This is a genomic window from Neobacillus paridis (genome assembly GCF_016765675.1).
Classification (GTDB): domain Bacteria; phylum Bacillota; class Bacilli; order Bacillales; family Cytobacillaceae; genus Neobacillus; species Neobacillus paridis.
Genome location: NZ_JAESWB010000309.1, coordinates 1 through 600, shown reverse-complemented (window position 1 = coordinate 600; position 600 = coordinate 1). Strand labels below are relative to the sequence as shown.

Annotated in this window: 1 protein-coding gene; it reads left to right on the top strand. The window is 45.3% G+C overall.

What is annotated here, in order from left to right:
- Positions 1-233: 233 nt before the first annotated feature.
- A partial coding sequence (locus JK635_RS19085) for a PAS domain-containing protein (protein ID WP_202655536.1) occupies positions 234-600 on the top strand: 367 nt, incomplete at its 3' end.

The window sequence follows — 600 nt, the reverse complement described above, 5'->3', positions numbered from 1 at the left end:
CTCGATCACTGTTGTTTTTTAAACTAGGAAGTTAAAACGCTGGTGTAACTTATGAGTTAAATCTGCAACAGCGTATTTTACGTATGTTTTTTACAATGCAAGTTGACTTTTTCTACAAAGGCCCGTAAACACATATTGCGCAACGCAAAACGATGTTTAAAATATAAAGCCTTGGTTTCTTTTTAGCAAAATGACACGGATTATGTGTCCTCAGAATACATATTTGCCCCCTAATGTCGATTGCTCTGCCTACTAACGACAAAAATCCGCCGACCACTCTACTGGACAGCGACATTATTGACAGCATCGTCGATTTTGCAATCGTTGCAACAAATCAAGTTGGCTTAATAACACGTTGGAACGATGGAGCGGTCCGCATCTTTGGTTGGACAACGCAGGAAATGCTCGGGCAGCCGGCAGCGCAATTTTTTACGCCAGAAGACAACGCTATAGACCGGCCAGCAACTGAGATGGAGCAAGCGCTGCTATACGGACGAAGCATCGACGAACGGTGGCATATCCGAAAGAATGGGGAGCGTTTCTGGGCCTCCGGAGAGCTTATGCCGCTAAAAGACCGTAGCGGACAGCATATCGGCTATG